This window comes from Streptomyces griseus, assembly GCF_001715295.1.
GTDB classification, from domain to species: Bacteria; Actinomycetota; Actinomycetes; order Streptomycetales; family Streptomycetaceae; genus Streptomyces; species Streptomyces griseus_G.
The window spans coordinates 455,733-474,302 of sequence record NZ_MDKB01000005.1 but is presented as its reverse complement, the minus strand read 5'-3'; the positions used below and the strand labels follow the sequence as shown (position 1 = coordinate 474,302).

The 18,570-nt window shown below is 72.2% G+C and carries 2 protein-coding genes; both read right to left on the bottom strand.

Annotated elements, in window-relative coordinates:
- Positions 1-19 precede the first annotated feature (19 nt).
- On the bottom strand, positions 20-244 hold the full coding sequence (locus tag BA175_RS26810; protein WP_139131416.1) for a hypothetical protein: 225 nt from the start codon (positions 242-244) through the stop codon (positions 20-22).
- A gap of 273 nt (positions 245-517) precedes the next feature.
- Positions 518-18,562 carry a glycosyltransferase gene (locus tag BA175_RS26805; protein WP_069174094.1) on the bottom strand — a complete coding sequence of 6,015 codons (18,045 nt, stop codon included), beginning with the start codon at positions 18,560-18,562 and terminating at the stop codon, positions 518-520.
- Between the last annotated feature and the right edge of the window lie 8 nt (positions 18,563-18,570).

Here is an 18,570-nt window from a genome sequence, read left to right as displayed (position 1 = left end):
CAGGCAATGTGACAGACTGTCACATCCTCCTGTAACCCTGGTTCTCGGCCTCGGCCTCGGCTGCCAGCCAGTCCATGGCGTCGTGCACGCGCCTTCCCTGGCGCCGTAACCGCGGGAACCCGCCGCGTACGTGCTTCATCAGCACGAACGCATCACGCAGGGGGACAGTGAGCACCCGGAGCAGGGGGTTCGGCCCCGAGGACGCCGGGCCCGACAACTTCCTGGCCCGCAGGGTATCGAGCATTTCGATGGTGTCGATGATCTCCGGTTGGCTCCCGAGCCACGATCCACGCACCGCGGTGCCGTGCGACGGGGACCGCGAGCAGACCCGGCACACCCGTGGCACCGTCGTAGCCGTTCGACGGGTGCGGCGTGGCCGACCTCGGTGTCGGGTGCGCAACGGAGACGTCCGGGTAGGGCATGTGCGCGTCCATCGCCACGTTCCGGCCGTCGTCATTGCGGATCTGCGCCTGTGACGCGTGGCCCGGCGTCCGGCCGTCGGTGTCACGCATCACCTTCAGGCCTCCGCAGAGCCGGCCGAAGGCGACCTGGCATCCGTCCGTGGAGTTGGTACTGGGCCCCCGAGCCCGTGGTACATCCGCATGACCTCGGGCGGGAACGGCTTCCCGTACACCAGCCCGGTGAAGACCTCCGCCACGAACTCGCGGGGGTTGCCGGCGGCGTAGGCGCTCACCCCAAGGGCGAGAGCCTGATGGGGTACGGCGTCGCCGCCCTGCCCGCTGCGGCCGGTGAACTGTGTGAAGGCCAGATCGTGGTACTGGGCGCGGGCGTTGACGTAGTGCAGGAAGTGTCCCAGTTCATGCACCATCGTGCCGACGCCGGAGGGGTCGAGCTCGGTCGAGAGGTAGCGGTACCGATCGCCGGCGAGCTTGTTGGTCAACGGATTGCCGACGACATCGGGCGAGGCGATCACCGCGTTGGGTGCGAGGTACTCGGCGCGCTGTAGCCGGCCCCCGCTCCGCTCGGCGACAAGGTCGTTGTGGACTTCCAGGAACCGGCCGTACTTGGGCAGGTGCAGTTCGACATCGGGAACGTGGAAGCCGGCCTCCTGCACCGCGCTCACGGCCTTGCGGAAGTTGTCGATCCGAGCGTCGCGGAGGCTGTCCGTGGGGTCCCCGTGGACGGTGACCCGCGTGCCGTGGACATCCTCGAGCACGGGCGTCAGCTTCCCGAGGTGGGAACCGGTGTCGAGAGCCTCGGCCTGGTCGGCCCGGTCGAGATAGGAGGTGAGTTCCGGGTAGAGCGTGGAGTGGGTCAGGTCGTTGCGGGTGCTGTCCATCAACTCCCGTACGCGATCGGCGGACACACCCGCGTCGACGGTCACGCCACCAGCCGCTGCCTGATCCCGCTTGGCCGCCAACTGCTGACGCGAGAGCTCATCGGCAGCATCGAGCGCATCGTCCGACAATGCGCCGTGGTGGGTGCGGTCGCCGGTGAAGATGTTGTGCGCGGGGTTGTTCGCCGGATCGACCCGATCCGGCAACCGTCGGCCCGCGAAGTCGCTCACCTCAGGATGGATACGGGCGTACCGGTCGACAAGTTGTGCCTGGTGCGCCCGCTCGGCGATGCGCTGGTGCAGATCGTCCAACTCGGACCGGACGTGTGCGGTCAGGCGGTCGACCGCCCCGGCGCGGTCGCTGGGGCCCTTCTTGCCTGCCCTCCACGCTTCCACGGCATCGAGGATGGCCTCCAGCTGACGCTGGTTGGTGTCATGGGCGCCAGGCAGCTGCCGGCCTCCGTTCGCCCACTCGTGGACAGCCGTATCGATGTGCTGCAGAGCGTTGGAGCGCCGCGCCCGCGGCACCGTCGACAGAGCCCGCCAACTGTCGATGATCTCGCTGTCCCCGCGGCCATCGGCCGTGCGCGCGCCCGGCGTTGTCGTCGTCGGAGCGTCAGCGGAGTTACCGGGTGCACGTGACGTGGGCGAGCGGTCAGGAGTCGGGCCGGTGGTGGAGCGGTGGTCGCGCTGGACTGCGGGGTTCTCGCCTGGGGCGGTGAGGGGGTGGTCGTGGAGGACGGTGCTGAGGTCGACGGTCTCCCGCGGGGCGGCGTTGAGGGTGTGGAAGATCAGGTCCGAGAACGTGGGGGTGGGCGGCACCGGATCCTCCCGCGGGGCGGGGACGAAAGCCGGACCGGTCTCGAGTGACTCTCCCGCCACGACCCACGCACCGCGGCGCTGTGCGACTGGATCCGCGAGCAGACCCAGCACCCCCGTGACGCGGTCGGAGTCGTGCGTCGGTCCGGCGTGGCCGACCTCGGTGTCGGGCGCGTACCAGAGACGTCCGGGTAGGGTACGGGCCGCGTCCGTCGCCACGCTCCCGCCGTCGCCACTCCGGATCTTCGCCGTCTCGCACGCGACCAGTACGACCGGAGCCGGGGGCTGCGCCGGGTCCCTGAGCGTCTCCATGAAACGCGCGAACCGGGCACCGTCGACGACCAGCGGCTCCTTGCCCACCACATGGAGTTCGATGCCGTTCTCGGTGCCGTGCGCGTCGAAGAACAGCGGCCTGACCGGCTCCTTCGCATCCCGCGCGGATGCGTCGGCCTGCCACGGCACCTTGCCGGCCGGTGACTCCGTGCCGCTGCCGGTGCCGAGTACGAACCCCCCTTCCTCCGTGGGCCGGTAGTGGGCGAACAGGACCTCGTCCGAGCGGTAGGTGGCGTAGAAGTCCTTCCGGGGGGCCCAGTCCCGCACGGTGTGCGACGCGTAGCCCAGCGACCTGCCGTCGACGTCACGAATCACCTCGAGGCCTTCGTAGACCTGGCCGAAGGAGACCTGACGTCCGTCCGTGCCCGTGAGCACGGCGTCCGGTGTCAGGTTGCCGGGCGCGGGCGGGAACAGGGGGCCGGCCGAGGGCGGCAGTTCGATTCCGTCGCCGGCCGAGGACACGGTCCGGCTGTTGGAGAGGAACCCCTGGGAGCCGGAGAACGAACCGGTGCCGTCGCCGTCCCGGTGACCGCTCCTGAACGTGCCGGTGAACTTCCTCAGCCTCTCCCGCACGGTGGCGGAACGCGGGACCGGCTCCGTTGCCGGTTCACGCGCATCGGTCAGTGACGCGGTCTCCTGGTTGGCGCTCTCCGGCGTCACCCAGGCCAGGTCGATCCAGACGTCCCTGGCCGCGTCCGAGGGCCTGAACCGGTCCGCTCCCCTCAGCTGCTCCTTCTTCTCGGCAGGATGCTCCCTCTCCCACAGCCGGTTGTACTCGTTCATCTGTGCGTCGATGAAGCCGGGCCCCGAGATGCCTGCCACGTTCCGAGCCTTGATCTCCCCTTCCTTCGCCCCCCGCTCCAGGGGCGTCAGGGACTTCATGTCGACCAGGTTCCGCAACAGATGCTTCAGGAACGGGTTGTGCTGATGGGCCGCGATCAGCTGATTGCCGTACTCGCCCCGCCGGTAACGGTCCACGGCCGCAGCGCGGATGACCTCGGGGGTGAGTACCTGCTCCGGATCCGGTGCCTCACCGCGGGCCGACCGTCCGAACACACTGGTCTCGTCGCGCAGACCGGGCCCGAACATGGGGAGGTTGTCGCCCGTCGGCATCTGAACGCCTTCGGCCGGCAGGACGAACTCCCCAGGTGCCAGGTCCACATCGAGGTACACCCCACCCTGCTTGTAGAGGAGGGCGTACCGGGCGGCGTCCGAGGCCATCGCGAAGCTCCGGCGCTCCTGGCCCGACGTGTACAGGCGCCGGGCCCTCGACAGCACGTCGTTGGACAACGGGTTCGTCCACGTCTTCTCGAACAGGGACGTGACCGGCCGATTCGTCACCGGGCCGCTCGCCGCGAGGTCGTCCAGGAACTGCCGGTTGGCGGTGCCGCCGCCCTCGTCCGTCCAGATCCGCATGTTCCAGCCGGCCTCTTCGGCTTTGGCCGCCCAGCTCCGAAGATTCGCACGGGCGGCGGACGTCATCTCTCCGCCCAGCCAGACGAAGTTCAGTTCCTTGGGGATCGCCCGCGGCTCGCCCGTGCCGCCGCCCAGGCTCAGGCCGACGGATGCGGCGGACGACGTGTCCGCGGGCGGGAAGTTCGGCAACAGCTCGTCCGCGTCGTGGCGCAGGCGCGGACCGTCCAGGAGTCCCGCCCTGCCGTCGGCGATCTCGCCGGTCCGTCCTCCCTGCCGTGTGAGCGGGGTCTCCGGTTCGGTGGGCCCGCCGGCGGTCACCCACCGGCCCTGGCGCCCGGTCGTGCGGTCCTGGAGAAGGGCCAGCACCCCGGTTGCCCCGCCCGCGGCGGCTCCGGCCCGCGGTCCCACGTGGCCGACCGCGACATCGGGGGCGTACCAGCGGCGTCCGGGTACCGCCCGTGCCGCGTCCCGCAGGACGCTTCCACCGTCGGTGGAGCGGACGTTCGCGGTGTCACAGGCCACCAGCACCACCGGAGCCGGAGGCCGGTCGGGGTCCGCCAGGGTTTCCATGAAGCGCGCGAACTGGGCGCCGTCGACCTCGAGCGGAAGACCCTCGCCGATGTGGAGCTTGACGCCGTCCTGCGAGCCGTGCGCGTCGAAGAAGACCGGGCGGGGTGCCCGCTGCCCGGCCGGGGTGTCCGTGCCGGTGTGCCACGGAACCGTGCGAGGCGAGGCCTGGTCCTCGGCCACGGGGACGAACGTGCCGGCGTCCGTCGTCCGGTAGGCCTTGAAGGACGTCTCGTCGGCGCGGTAGTGCGCGTAGAAGTCCTTGCGCGGAGCCCAGTCCCGGTCACTGTGCGAGGCGTATCCGATGACCTCGCCCGCGGCGTCCCGGATCGTCCGGAGGCTCTGGCGCGCCTGCTCGAAGGAGGCCTTCCGGCCGTCCTTGCCGACGAGTTCGTCCCTCGACGTCCCGCTGCCCCGCTCGAGCCGCTCCGGTGCGGGGTCGAGGCCGCTCAGCAGGGTTCCGTCGTTCGGCAGCGGTGCGGTGCCCGACCCGGACCTGCCGCTGCCCCATCGTACGGAGCCCTTGATCGACCTGACGGTGTCGCCGAGGCGCTTGGCCAGCGTCTTGTTCCGGGTGGGCGCGGACGTGCTCCGGGGGGCCTCCTGGTTCTCGCTCTCGTCGGTCAGCCAGTCCAGACGGGTCCAGTCCGTCCACTCGGCTGCCCGGACACGGAACTCGGCCGGCGGCCCGAATCTGGCGCTGGGGGACTGTGTGGTGTCAAGGGACTTGATGTGCTCGTTGAACTGCCGCAGGAGGAAGATCGGTCCGGTACTGGCGCCCACGTTCTTCGACTTCATGGCCAGCTCAAGAACACCCCTGGCGTAGGCGTCCTTGTTGTTGATGTCCGGCAGATGGTCCAGAACCTGTTTCATGAAGCGGCTCCGGGCGTGGGTGACGATGAACTGGTTCCCGAAGCGGCCTTCCCGGTAGGCGACTTCGGCGGCCTGGTGGATGTGGTCCGCGGTCACGGGTGCGTTCTCCGCGAGTCCGAGCAGCCTCCGGACGCTGTGGGGGTCGCGGAGCATGGGACCGAACATCGGCAGGGTGTCGTCGCCCCTGGGCATCGTGACGCCCTCGGGGCGCAGTACGACCTCTCCGGGGCCCAGGTCCACATCGAGATACACCCCGCCGTGCTTGTGGAGGAGGGCGTACCTGGCGATGTCGGAGGCCATCGCGAAGCTGTTCTGCTTGCGCGCGGCCTCGTACAGCTTGGACACCTTGGAGGGCAGCTTCTCCCCGCCGGGGGTCTTGTCCTTCTTGAACAGGTCCTCGACCCGGCCTTGATGAACGGTGCCGGAATCGGCCAGGCCCTTGAGGAACTCCTTGTTGGTGCGCCGGCCGCCTTCATCCGCCCAGATCGTCAGCTTCCACTGTGCTTCTTCCGCCTTGGCCGCCCACGTCCGGAGGTTGGCGCGGGCGCCGTCGGTCAGTTCGCCGCCCAGCCAGACGAAATGGAGTTCCCTGGGGACCACGGCCGACGGACCGAGACCGGCGCCCACGTAGTGGACCGGACCGGCAGGAGCATCGCCGGCCGGCGCGGTCGCGGTGCTCCGGGACGAAGCCGGGCCGGCCGGTTGCTGAGTGATCTCCGAGTCGGCGTTGAGCAGCAGGTCGTCGGCCGCGAGAGGCACGGCGGGCCGGTACAGGTCGTCCGCCACGTGCAGGACCACGCCGGACCGGGTGTCGCCTCCCGGGTCCGTTCCGGGAGCGCCGAACGTCAGATGGTTCAGGTCCGACAGGACCACGGTCACCGGGACCCCGAGCACCCGGGCCGCCAGCAGCGCGGCCAGGTCACCCGCGGAGTGGTTCCAGCCGGCGTCCTTGCGGTCGCCGATCTGCCCGTCGCCCGACCGCAGCAGAGTCGTACGCGCCAGTTCCAGGCGCTGGCCGGGGGACAGCCGGGCGGCCACGCCGTCCGGGAGGCGGTGGCGCGAGGCGGTGTGCTCGGCGGCTTCCGCCGGGCTGAGCACGATGCCCGCGTCGGCCAGTTCCCGAGCGGTGAACCGCTCCTGCGGGTCGATCGCGAGGAACTCGGTGAGTTCGTCGCGGTCCGCCGTCAGGCGGTCGGCCAGGCGCTGCCTCAGGTGCTGGACATCGTCGGCGGAGAGGTCTCTGCCCCGCGCACGGAGCCCCAGTTCGGAGAGGAGCCCCGGATGGGCGCGCTCGACCGCGTCGAGGAGGGACCGGTGGAAACTCGTCCCGATTCCGAGCTGCGCGGGCCCCGTGGAAGGGGGGTCCACGAGCTCGAGGACACGGCCGTCCGGCGCCTTCAGGGTGACAGGCCGGCCCTCGGCGTCCTTGCCCTGCGCGGTGTACGGCTCGGGGACGGACGCCGCGTCGGCGGGACGGACATAGCCCTCGGGTTCCGGCACGGGGTGCCAGGGTGTGACGACGAGGGGGTCGCTTCCTTCGGGCCGCGGCGCCAGGAGGCGGCGCGTGGCCGCGTCCACCGTCGTCCAGTTCGTCTGCGTGAGGCCGAGTTCCCGGTAGTGGGCCCTCAGGTGCGCGACCGCCGTGTCGTACGCCGACCGGGTGGTCCGTACACCGGCCTCGGCCGCCTCCAGCCTGCCCGCGGTGTCCGGCCGATCCGGCGTCTTGCCGGCCCGGGCCTCCCGCAGCCGGGCGGCCTCCATGGCGTGCCGGGCGTCCAGGACTGCCTCCAGCGACGACCGGAAGGCGGCGTCCGCCGTCCGCAGGCGCTGCGCCCAGCCCGCCGCCTTGGTCTCCTCGCGGCGTACGGCGTCCGTGTCCGACCGCGGCCCGGCGTCGCCGAGCCAGAACTCCGTACGGGCGAGAACGTCCTCCCGGGTGACGAGGTGCGGCACTCCGGTCAGGTCCGCGGCCGGGCCCGCGTAAGGCCCCGTGCCTTCGAGGAGGTCGGCGAGCGGGGGATAGCCGGTGACCGTCGCGGGAGCCTCTTCGGCGGTCGCTGCCGCGGTCGGCTCCTTCCAGGCGACGGGCGGCGTGCCGGAGGGGCGGGTGCCGGTGATCGCGTAGTGCTCGACCGCCTGCCAGGCGGCCTCGGACGCGCCGGCGAGGTGCTGCTCGGCCGTCGTGACGTCCCGGCGGTGGTTGACCAGGTCCTGCTGGGACGCGGCGTACCGGGTGAGGGCCGTGGCCAGCCGTTCGCGCGCGGCGGCCACGTCCGCGCCGGTGGGAGCCGGTGCCTCCAGGAGGTGCCGCAGTTCCGTCCGGAGGGAGGCGACCTCGCTGCCGAGGGTGCGCAGACGCCGTTCGGACGTCTCCACCGTCTTCGCCGCCTCGGTGTACTTCTTGGTCTGCGCCTTGACGGTGTCCGCGGCGGCCTCGACCTCGGGGGGCAGCAGTCCGTGTTCCCGGGCGACGTCGAACGACACCCACATCGTCACCCCGTCCTGGACCGTGTGCTCCACGGTGACAGGCGGCCGGGTGCCGCGACCGAGCACCGAGGCGACCCCCGGAAGGTCCGCGACGCGGTGGGAGGCCTTCGCCGTCTGGACCACGTGCACGGGCGCCTGGATCAGCACGGCCCCGCCGGCGAAGGGCTTGAGCGTGGTCAGCGCGGAGGTCCGGCGGTCGGCGGCACCGCCCGCCGCGTCCGAGTCCGCCCAGCCCGGCACGGCGGCCGTGGTCTGGACGACGGGCTGCGACTCGAAGCCCGGACCCGCGGTCATCGCGGGCATGTGGGCATCGGTGGTGTCACCCGTGTACGTGTCGTTGTCCATGGTCCGCCGGCTGCCGCCGAGTCCCGCCTGCGGGTCCACGGCCAGCAGGCGGGCCCGGGACAGGTCCACGTCCGCGGAGATCCGCAGGGTCGCGTCCGTCCCGCCGACCGTCGAGCTGGTGTCGTGCAGCGTGACGCTCAGGTTGTCGCGGACCAACTGCGGCAGGTAGGCGCTCAGTACGTCGGTACTGAGGGCACCCTTGAGGACTTCACCGGCCGGGGTGCCGGGCCGCGTCAGCGCCGTCGTACGCACGTAACGGCCCTCGACGGTGGGCATGGCCGTCGCCGTGTCGCTCCTCGCACCGCGTCCCCTGACGGCGACGTCGACGGCGTACGCAGCGGCCTCCCGGAGGGTGGCGATGCCGCCGACCGTGATGACGACGACGCTCTCCGGACCGGTGGCGAACAACCTCCTGCCCGCGGTGCCGCGCTCCCGCAACGCCATGGCCTGCCGGTCCGGCGGAAGCAGCATCGGAGGAGCGGGCGTCCCCGTCGGTCCGGCGGTCCGCACCGCCGTGCCCGGCTGTTCGGTCCTGCCCGGGCGGACGGGGCTCGGGGGCGGTACGGCTCCGGCGTCACCGACCGGATCCGTGTCCGTCACCGGTGCCGTGCCCGGCTCTTCGGTCCCGCCCGGGCGGGCGAGGCTCAGGGGCAGCACCACCTCGGCGTCACCGACCGGATAGGTGCCCGTCACCGTCTTCCCGCCGGGCAGCTCCAGCGTGAAGGTGACGTGGAACGCCGTCCGGCCGGTCACCACCGGTCCCTCGAAGGCCACTTGAGCGCTGACAGCGTCGGTGACCGCGTGGGCGAGGGAGGACGAACGGCTGGACCCGACCCGGTCGTCGAGCGTGAAGCCGCCGTTGCGCAGGGCCGGTGCGTCCAGGACGGTGGGCATCTCGCCGAGCCGGTAGCCGGCCTCGTACCCGCGCGCCAGCTTCTCCGTGACGGTCTCCGCCGTGGACGTGGGCCGGGTGATCGTGGGCTTGACGTCGTGGCGCAGCGCGCCGGAGGTGAAGCCGGACCGCCTCAGCGTCACGGTGAGACTGGCGTCCTTGGCCGGCCCGATCTTGTTCCGGGCCAGTCGCAGCGAGAGGCCGCCGTTCTCCATACCTGTCTGGAGGGCGCGCACACCGGACGGAGACAGTGCGGTCATCTGCCGCTGCAGACCGCCTAGTTGGTCGGCGAGCAGGCTCTTGGGCCCGAGCCAGCTCTTGTGCTTGGGGAGAGTTGCCAGCAGGAGATCCGTGAAATCGCGGATCGCCGGGGCCATGTCGATGCGGCCGACCGTGAGCGTGCCGTGGACGGCCGCATCGGCGGCGGTGAAGAGCGGGGAGGGCGGCGGAGGGGTGAGGCCGTCGTCGAAGATCCCGGCCCGCCTCGCCTCCGCGAGGGGCATCCATACGAGCACGCCGTCGGGGATCTCCACGACCCTGCCCTGCGGCGGTCGCCCGGCGACCAGCTCCGCGGGAGCCCGGAGCAGACCCGACGGCTGGGAGCGGGCCGCGAGGTGCCAGGCCACATCGGCGCTGACCAGGGCCATCGGTCCGGTGTACTGAACCGTGTGGGCCGGGTTCGCGGAGAAGGTCGCGGCCTCGGTCGCGGTGCTGGTGCGCTGGTACGGCGACCAGGTGAGGCCGTAGGTGCCGGCGGTCCGGAACGCGTCGGTGTGCTTGGCCCGGAACGCGCCCAGGAGGGAGACGGCATGGCTGCTGGTACGGGCGACCGAGTGCCCCGCCCCGCTGGTTCCCGAGCCGATGTGGGAGAGGGCCAGGTCGCCGGAGTCGACGACGGCGACCACGCGGGGCCGGAGCACCTGCGGCCAGGCGCTGACCGAGGCGGTGATGTCGGTGACGGCCGTCCGTCCGAACAGGTCGCTGACGTGCTTGCCCGTCTGCGCCGCGTCGCTGAAGTCCGCCTCGTTGCGGCCGACGGCGAACGCCTCCGCCAGAGCGCCGGACGCGGGCGTCCCGTCGGTTCCGTAGACCCAGGAGTTGCCGGAGACGGAGGCGAGCAGGTCCTTGAGGTGGTGCTGCACGATCTCGGGCGAGTGGACGCTCTGCACGGAGTGCAGGCCGCCGAAGAGGGCGTGGGGCGTCCAGCCGTCCGGGGGGACGGGCTTCCCGGAGGAGAGCAGTTCCGCCCTGGCCCGGTCCATCGGCACGAAGTCCGGGACCGTCCCGGGCCGGCTGACGGGCAGGGCGGACGGGACGGACAGCGACGCGGGGACGGCGAGGGTGACACGACCGGTGACGGGGGCCTGCGCGGCCGCTCCGCCGATCTGCCCGGCCGCTCCGTCGGCCTGCCCGGCACGCAGGAGGTCGACGCTCCCGGCTGCCTGCTTCACGAACCAGCGAGTGCTGAGCAGTTCGCCCGTCAGGGTCCTCGCGGTCTGGCGCGGCCGGGTGAAACTGGTGGCCTCCGCGGTGAAGGTGAGGTCGTACGACCACAGGTGCTGCGACCCGGAACTGGTGATGCCGCCGTCCGGGGTCAGCGTAGGACCGTACGTCATGCCGTAGGCGGTCTGCCTGCCGTACCGGTAGCCGATGCTGCCGGTGCCGCCGAAGCGTTCGATGCCGGTCAGTCCCGCGTCGACGCCGACCGACCAGCCGTGCGTCCGTGTGGTCGCGCTGTCCGCGCGGCGGGTCGACAGGACGTTGTTGGCCAGACCCAGGTCGTGGTGGGTCCCCACGAACCGGCGGTCCGTCGCCTGCGCGCGCACGGTGAGCACGACGTACCGCTTGTCGACGGAGCCCAACTGCTCCAGCTGGATGCGCAGTCCGGTGCTCGTGAGGCGGTCGAGCGAGCCCTCCAGCACCGTGCGCGAGAGCGCCTGGCGCAGCAGATGGGTGTTGCGCACCGCTCTGTCGTACATCCGGTCGCTGCCACGGGGACGCTCACCGGTGACCGCGGTCTCCGGCCGGGGCGGCAGCACCAGGTCGCGGTAGGCGTGGTGCAGGCCTGCCTGGATGCGCTCGGCCAGTTCGTCCGCCAGCGATGACGGGGGCGGGCCCGACAGGGGGTCGCGGGTCGCCGCCAGGTCCAGGACCGCGTGCAGGCCGAACGTCGCCGGGTTCGACGGTGACAGGTACGCGGGAGCGGGGGGAGCTTCGGCGTCCGGGACGGGCGCGGTGCCGTCGTCCCACCCGGCCAGCCTGCGGGCGTCGGCCCGCGGCAGCTGCACGGTGGCCGTCAGGAAGGCGCCGTCCCCGGCCGGGTCGTTCCCGCCCGTCCGGCCGGTCGGTCCCACCGGTACGGGTGACTCCCAGGTGCCACCCTGCCGGCGCAGCTCCAGACGGAAGCGGATGTCGTACAGCCCGGAGTGGCCGCGGCTGTTGAGGGTCCGCACGGACTCGGCCGTGTTGCCGCTGTAACTGCTCTCCGCACGCTGGGTCGTCAGACCGGCCGATGCCGCGACCTGGAGGTTCAGGGTGCCCGCGGGCTGGAGCAGCGAGAACTGGGGACCGGCCGACAGCCCGATCGCGGCCCCCTGGGTGTTCTTCTTCTCCGTGGTGGCGGTGACGCGCTGTGCGTCGGCCTTCTTGACCTCGGTCGAGTCGGACGCCTGGAGCAGCGTGGCATCGACCGGGACCAGCCGCAGTTCCACGGAGCCCAGCGAGCGGTTGCCCGGGGTGGCGAAGAGCGGGGCGGTGACCACCGTCTCCCCGGAGCTCTGCGCGATCATGGTGCGCAGGCTCTCCTCGCCGAACAGATCGGCCAGTTGGCGGCGGAGGAAGCTGCCGGGGGCCGCGTCGGGGAAGTTCCTGAGCGCCCAGTCCAGCACCCGGGTCTCCGTGGTGACGCTCAGCGGTGCGAGCAGGTGCGGCCGGGCGCCGGGCGCGAACACGAACGCGGGGGGAAGCCGGTCCGGGATCGCCGGGTCGGTGACGCTGTCCGGGACCCGCCAGGTGACGCCGTCCTGGATGCGGTAGCGCATCCGGTCGGTGGCCTCGGTCCGCTGCGGGTCCGCGTGCTGCTCCCGCCCCTTCTTGTCCCAGGCACGGGAGGACTCGACGACGATGTGCAGGTCGCTCACGTGGAGGTGACTGCCGTCCTTGCCGACCGCGGTCACGCTGCTCTGGGCGCGGCTCTCCTGGGTGTAGGTGTAGGCGGCCTCCATACGCCGCCCGCTGAGCGACACCGAGCCCAGCGCGCCGATGGTTCCGGCGGAGGGACCGAGTGGGACCGCCAGTCCGAAGGCACGGGAGGTGCCGAGGGTCTTGGTCTCGGTCGCACCGGGGCGGGTGCGGAGTTCGGTCTCGACCTTCACGGGGGCGTCGGCGGTCTTGGCCGCGGCGGCCTCGGCAGCCTTGGTCCCGGCGGCTTCGGCGCTCTTTGCCCCGGCGGCCTCGGCCCCGTCGGTCCCCGACGCGTCCGTCTTCGGCGCGGCGGTCGTCGTGGACCCCTCCGTCCGCGGCTCCGTCGCCACCGGCGTGGTCGCGCCGCCCTCGTTCCGGGCTCCGTCCCCGACCGGTGCGGGGGCGGTTGCGTCTTTCGCGGCGGCCGGCGCCGACGGTTCGGCATGGCGCCGCCAGTTCCCGTAGCTCTCCACCGAGAGGGAGATCTCCCGGTGGCCTCCGCCCACGGTCGGCAGGACGAAGGTCCGGGGGGCTAGCAGCGTATGCGGACTCTGAGTGAGCACGAGCTTCAACGCCTCGAGCCCGTCCGGGTCCAGACCCCACCGCGTCATGAGGGAAGCGGCCAGCTGGTCGGTACCCCGGAGGGTGAACCGCCCGTGCCCGTGGCCCTTCATCGACGTGGGCAGCATCGCGTTGTCGTCGAACGTGACGAACTCACCGGCCCGCCCCGCCAGGAGCGGCTCCACGCCCTTGCTCAGCAGGGGAGGGGCGAGGGTCCCCGCCTGCTCCACCTTCACGCCGGGGTTCTCGATCCGGCGGTACACCTCGTCGCGCAGGGCCTCGTCGGTCGTCAGGTCCGGGCGGTCGCGGCGCGCCCGGTACATCCGCTGCTCGAACTCGTCCGCCGAGAGGGCGTTCAGGGCCTTGTCGCGGGCCGAGAGCTGCTGCACGCCCGACTGGCCGGCCGGTGAGGAGCCGTCCCTGCCGGGGCCGCCGGGCGGCTCCTCGTTCTCCTTCAGCGGCCTCTCGGAGTCCTCGGGGACGGAGGCCACGGAATCGGCGTCGTCGCTGTCCGAGGTCTTACCGGACGGCTCCCCTCCCTCACGGTCGGCATCGGCATCGCGGTCGGCATCGCGGTCCGCATCACGATCGCCCTCGTGATCGGCCGTGTCGTCGGCCGTGAGTTCGGACGTATCAGCCTTCGGGCCCGGCATGTCGTCGGCCTTGAGCCCGGACGTGTCGTCGGAGGTGAGAGAGACGTCGTTGGCCGCATCGGAGTCCGAAGCGGTCCGCGTGTCGGTGAGGGACCGCGCGTCGTCCTCGGTCTGCGTACGTATCCGACGGGTGTCCGACGAGGGCAGGTCGTCCCGCTCCCGCGAGCGAAGCCTGTCGCCGTCCGACTCCCCGGACTCCGACGCGTCACCCCGCTGCCGCTGAGCTTCCATCAGCTGCTCGCCCGGCACTGCCGGAGCGCGCCGATCCTGTTCGGAGCCGCCCGGCCGCGGGGACTTCCCCGGGCTTCCGGAACCCTCGTCGACATTTGTCCGGGAGACCGGATTGCGTACGGTCGCCGACGGTCCGGCACCGGAGGGGCCCGGCGCGTCCGTCAGCTCCGTGTCCTGGCCGTCCGTGCCCTTCTCCGGCACGGCGTCGTCCACCTTGGGCGCAGCCGGCCCCTCGCCGGGGGCGGCCAGGTTCCGCAGACGCTCCACCAGCGTGCGGGCGTCGTGGGCGGCCTGTTCCCGTATCTCTCCGGGCAGCTTGTCGAGCGAGCGGTCGATACGCCGGTCGAGGTCTCGCAGGCGGTCCGGAGCACGCAATTCCTGTTCCAGGCGCTCCCGCCCCTCACGCCTCAGCTCCGTCGTCTCCGCGTCGTAGCCGTCGAGGACCCGGTCGACGGCCTGCGGGTCGTCCGCCGCCTCGGCCAGCCTGTCCCGCCATGCGGCACTGCGCTCGGGGCTGCGCCGCGCCCCCTCGGGACCGCCGTCCACGATGTCCCTCAGCCGCCGGTCACGCTCCAGCTGCGCCATCCGGTCGAGCTGCTCCCGCTCGACGGCCTGCCTCGCCGTGTCGTCCTCGGCGTTCGCATGCCGCTCCGCCCACTGCTGCCGCTCCTCGCGCGACATCCCGGGGTCGTCCGTACCCTCGCGCAGCCGGTCGAGCCGCTCCTCCAGGATCCGGTCGTTCTCCGCCCGGGAGTCCCCGGCCAGGTCCCGGGCGGGGGCGCCGTCCCCGACGTCGCCGCCGGGACCGTCCTGCGGCGGGGACGGCGGTTCCGGGGACTCCTGCTGGTGGCCGCCCTCACCCAGGGCGTCCAGCCGTGCCTGGAAGGACGCCAGTTCTGCTTCCCCGCCGAGGGTGACCGTACGACGTTCGTACTGCGCGTCGAGGTCGCCGCCCCGCTCCGGTCCTTCGAACCGGCTCTTCCAGGCGGCCAGCTCACTCTCGGACGCGCCGAGATCCCGCAGGGTCGTGAGCCGCCGCGAGGTCTTCAGCTCGGCGTCGTAGTCGGCCTGCACCCTGCGAAGATCCTCGGGGGTCGCCGCCTGCTCCCGGCGGTCCTCCCAGGCGAGGAACCGCTCGCGGTCCATGCCCGCCTCTTCGGCGTCGGCCCGCCGGTTGTCGGCCAATCGCTTCTCGAGCGCCTCGGGGGTGTTGTCGACGCGGGCTCCCAGCTCGGACCCGAGGGTGCCGAGACGGTTCTCGAACTCGTCCAGCAACTGGGTCGTGCGACGCGGATCGCCGCCCAGGGCCGACTGCTCGATGTCGAGGGCATGGCGCAGCCACTCCGTACGGCGCATGCCCAACTGTGCGGCGCGCGTCTCGTATCCGCGGTCCACATGACGGCGGAACTGCTGGAGGCGTTCACCGAGACCGTGCTCGGCGACGAGGTCGCCGAGTTCCCGCAGGCCGCCGGCGGCATCGGCGTACCTGCCCGCCCGGGCGTCCTCCCGGATGCGCTCGCTCAGCCGCTGCCGGGTCTCCCTGTCGACGCCCACCCGCCGCGCATCCGCCAGCAGGGAGCCGGTCTCCCGCTCCACGTCCCTGGCCAGCCTGCGCTGCTCGGAGCGGGTCAGGCCCTCGGGCGCGGCCGGCAGCTGCTCCAGCCGGGTCACCGGGTCGTCGCCGGGGCCGCCCAGTGCGTCGAGTTGCGTGATCAGCGCATCGACATCGCCGTCGTCGTGTACGTCGAAGCCGTCGCGGAAGGGCAGCTCGTCCTGCGACTCCGTTCGGACAGGATGCGGTGAGCCATCCGTGGCCGGCTCCGTACCGTCGCTGTCGCTTCCGGTCCGCTCCGTCTCCGCCCGACTCCCGGCCGGGGACTCGGTGCCGGGCGGGGCCTCGGGAACGTCCGGGAACACGAGGTCCGGCTCGTCCCCCGCGAAGGGTTGGGCACCGGGTTCGTTCTGCGGGACCTCGGGGAACAGCGCGTCGAACCCGTCCGGGGACGGGCCTGGGGGTGTCTGACGACGCGCTCCGCCGGGGGAGGCGCCGGCCCCCGGCGTCGTGGAAGGGGTCGGTACGGGGCGCGGCGTCGCCGCGATGCCGCCCGCACCGTTGTACGGGAGCGCGCCGGTGCCTTCGGGTCCTGTCGTCGTCCCGTCGGGATCCCATCCGTCGGCGCCCTCCTCCTCCAGGGCCGCGCGGTACTGCTCACGGAGTTCGTCCACCCGTGCGGGGCGGCCGAGCTCGTCGGAGCCGCCCTCGCGCAGCTTCTCCAGTCGTGCCGCCAGGTCGGAGGCCGAGGGGTCGGGGGTCTGCCGCTCCTTGAGCCGGTCCAGGCGCTCCTTGAGCCGGTCGACTTCGTCAGCGGTCCGGCTTCCCGTCCCGGAGTCGCCGGACCGGTTGGACGACGCCGCGCCTGAGCCGTCGTCGGACGTCCGCGGAAGGTCGTTCCGCGGTGCGTCGGGCACGTCCGCCAGGAGCCGCTCCGCCTCCGCCGACAGCACCGTGCCGAGCGTGGTGCCCGGTGCGTCCGGGAGGCTGTCCAGAAGCGCGTGCGCGTCCGTGGGGTCCGGTGTCACGTTCCCGTCAAGCGCATGGTCCTGGGAGGGCGGCGTCCCGGGTACGTCCGGGAGGCCGTTCAGCAGGAGGTCCAGCTCGGGCACCGAGTCCGGCGGTACGGGCGGCTCGGGCGTGCGGGAGTCGGCGGGCGAGTCGCCGGAGTCGTTCGCGGGGTCGGTGGCGCGAGGGGTGGAGGTGTCGTTCGAGCTGGTGGTCTCGTTCGTGTGGTCCCTGAAGGTGGCTTCGGGCGCGCTGTTCCTGAAGTCCGTGTCGTTCGGACTGGTGGCGAAGGAGGGAGCGGGTGCCTCGGACAGACCGTACGGTGCGCCGCTCCCGTCGTCGTCGCCCGAGTACAGCGTCCGGCTGTCCGAGAGGCCGTCCACGTCCAGGTAGTACAGGCTGTCGCCGTCCGAGGTGCTGTCGTCGCCGCTCCGCGTGGGCGATGCGCTGTCCGAACCGGACTCCGAGGCCGAATCGGTGAGCGTGTGGTTGTCCGCGTCGCTCCTTGTGCCGGAGCCGTCCCGCACCGTCGCGCTCGACTCGGTGCTCGGCCGCGGCGTCGCGGACGGTGGGGTCGTGGACGGGGGGGTCGGCGAGTCGGAAGAGAAGACCGGAGGGCGCGGCGGCGGAGCGGCCGGCGGGCCCTGTACCGCGTGGTGCAGGGATTGGAAGCCATGGGCCACCCCCCGGCCCATCACCCCGCCCGCCGCGCCTGCGGCCGCCGTCCAGCCGCTGACCGTGAACTTGTGCTCGGGACCGAAGAGCAGGTTGTACATGCCCTCGGTGACCACGGCGTGGCTCGATTCGCCGGCGATCTCGCCGACGAAGTTGCCGATCCGGAAGCCGATGTTTCCTTCGATGTTCTTGCTGATGGTCTGGACGAACGAGCCGGGCAGGTCGTGGGAGAGCGCTCGTACCCCGCTTTCGCCCAGGTCCTTCACGTACGGCTTGAGCGCGTCGTCCAGCGAGTGGGTCAGCCCCTGCCAGTCCGCCTTGCCGCCCCAGCCCTTGACCAGCGCCTCGCCGTACTCGCGGCCCAGATTCCGGGCGGTCTCGTTGCCGAGGGAGTCCCCGAGGTTCTTCTCGAAGGCGTTCGCGAAGTCCTTGACGACCTCCCTGCCGACCGCGCCCGCGGCCGCCCCCCTCGCGCCGTCCGCCCCCAGGTGGTTCAGGGATTCGTTGGTCCGGCCCATGATGGTGCCCAGGCGCTCGCCGAGCTTGCGGGCGGACTCCTCCGAGATCGTCTGGCCCGCGGCCCCCGCTCCGGCCCTTCCGCCGGCTTCCGCCGCGCCGTCGCCCGCCGCGCCCGCGCCCTTGCCCGCGCCCGCCCCGGCGCTCCCGGCTTCCTTTCCGGCACCGGCGCCTGCGCCACCGGCTCCCTTGCCCGCACCGGCTCCCGCGCCACCGGCTCCCTTGCCGGCACCCGCGCCTGCGCCGCCAGCGCCCTTTCCGGCACCCGCGCCCGCACCGGCCGCGCCCTTGCCTGCGGCACCCGCCCCCGCGCCCCCCGCGCCCTTGCCGAGACCACCCGCGGCCTTGCCCGCACCCCCGGCGGCGCCCCCCGCGCCCTTGCCGCCTCCGCCCAGCCCCTTGCCCAGCACGTTCGCCGCGTCATTGCCGAGGATCTTGCCCAGTCCCTTGCCGCCCAGGTTGCCGAGCAGCTTGCCGAGCCCACCGCCCAGCAGGGCGAACGGCCCGCCGAGCGCACCGCCGATGGCGGCGAACTTCGCGGCGTCCGCGGTGAAGTCCTTGTTCCATTCCGTACGGTCGCCGCGGCCCATCTGGGTGAGCTGGAGGATGGAGTCGAGCAGCAGGCCGCCGACGAGGCCGGTGACGGTCTGCATGATGATCTGGGCCAGCAGGAACTTGAGGATGAGCAACGCCATGGAGCGGAACGCGGCGATCGCGGCGGCGGCCCAGATCTCGGACAGCCCGGCCGTCACCGGCATCAGGGCCTGGGCCAGGGCTATCTGCACGACCAGCAGGGCGAGCTGGCCGAAGATCATCCACTTGGTGTACTCGATGTCGGCGGCGGTCGTGTGGGCGTTCTTCGACAGCTTGAGGGCATCCTCGTAGGCGCGCTCGAGGATGCTCTCGTTGCCGTTCGTCCTCTCGACGAACTGCCGGGCGTACGCGACGAAACGCGTCGCGGTCTCGCCCTCGAAGTCCTCGTCGACGCGGCTGACGACCTGCCGCAGAAGCTCCTCGACCTCGCGGAACTTCTCGGCCATCTGGCGATACTCGTCGCTGACCACCCGCAGGGTGTCCTCGTTCGCCTGCGGGAAGGGCATGCCGGTCAGAGTCTTGAGGAGGGTCGCCCACCCCTCGGAAACCTCAATCGCCATCGTGTGGT